This window comes from Priestia sp. RMT2NF4, from assembly GCF_047872835.1.
GTDB lineage: Bacteria > Bacillota > Bacilli > Bacillales > Bacillaceae_H > Priestia > Priestia zanthoxyli.
The window spans coordinates 1-440 of the sequence record NZ_JBLQZO010000032.1; the positions used below are offsets into that span (position 1 = coordinate 1).

General features: G+C 48.2%; 4 tRNA genes. All 4 read left to right on the plus strand.

Annotated features, from left to right (window positions below):
• The 4 genes from ACMX9J_RS27685 to ACMX9J_RS27700 all read left to right on the plus strand — a co-directional run bounded on the left by ACMX9J_RS27685 (nt 1) and on the right by ACMX9J_RS27700 (nt 440).
• Nucleotides 1–73 (plus strand) — tRNA-Lys (locus ACMX9J_RS27685).
• A 12-nt stretch (nt 74–85) separates the two neighbouring features.
• Nucleotides 86–168, plus strand: a tRNA-Leu gene (locus ACMX9J_RS27690).
• A 22-nt stretch (nt 169–190) separates the two neighbouring features.
• Nucleotides 191–276: transfer RNA gene (locus ACMX9J_RS27695), tRNA-Leu, on the plus strand.
• Nucleotides 277–366: 90 nt separating this feature from the next.
• Nucleotides 367–440 (plus strand) — tRNA-Arg (locus ACMX9J_RS27700).

Here is a 440-nt window from a genome sequence, read left to right on the forward strand (position 1 = left end):
GAGCCATTAGCTCAGTTGGTAGAGCATCTGACTTTTAATCAGAGGGTCGAAGGTTCGAGTCCTTCATGGCTCATTTTCATTTCTTGCGGGTGTGGCGGAATTGGCAGACGCGCTAGACTTAGGATCTAGTGTCTTTACGACGTGGGGGTTCAAGTCCCTTCACCCGCATCTTATTCATTTTATGTATTTAGCGGTCGTGGCGGAATGGCAGACGCGCTAGGTTGAGGGCCTAGTGGGGGCGACCCCGTGGAGGTTCAAGTCCTCTCGGCCGCACCAAAAAAACTTTTTAAAAAAGTGTTGACATAAGAAAATAGAAATGATATTATAATAAAGTCGCCAAAACAACGGCGGTAAACATCATAAGAAGCGCCCGTAGCTCAATTGGATAGAGCGTTTGACTACGGATCAAAAGGTTAGGGGTTCGACTCCTCTCGGGCGCG